The sequence below is a fragment of the Streptomyces sp. URMC 126 genome, assembly GCF_051386555.1.
In the GTDB taxonomy this organism is placed as follows: Bacteria; Actinomycetota; Actinomycetes; order Streptomycetales; family Streptomycetaceae; genus Streptomyces.
The window spans coordinates 1-235 of the sequence record NZ_JBPQTX010001371.1 but is presented as its reverse complement, the minus strand read 5'-3'; the positions used below and the strand labels follow the sequence as shown (position 1 = coordinate 235).

Below are 235 nucleotides of genomic sequence, written 5' to 3'. Positions count from 1 at the left end.
ATCATGTGCCGCGCGAGGTCGGCGATCGAGCGCGGCAGCGCGCGGGCGACATGGGTCGCGCCGCGGGTGGTTAGGCGCCAGTCGACGCGACCGCGGGCGATGCCGACGGTCAAGGGTTCGTCGCCGATCACGGCCCGCACGCGACGGGCGCCGGGCGACCAATCGAGCTCGACCCCGAGCGTCTCGCCGTCGACCAGCACGGACCCTTGCGCGACTCCGACGTCGTGGTCGGTGC

General features: G+C 74.0%; 1 protein-coding gene. It reads right to left on the bottom strand.

Annotated features, from left to right (window positions below; genetic code table 11):
* Positions 1-200, bottom strand: a 200-nt coding sequence (locus tag ACSNOK_RS36315) for a hypothetical protein (protein WP_436784909.1), incomplete at its 3' end; no start/stop codon positions are given.
* Positions 201-235 lie beyond the last annotated feature (35 nt).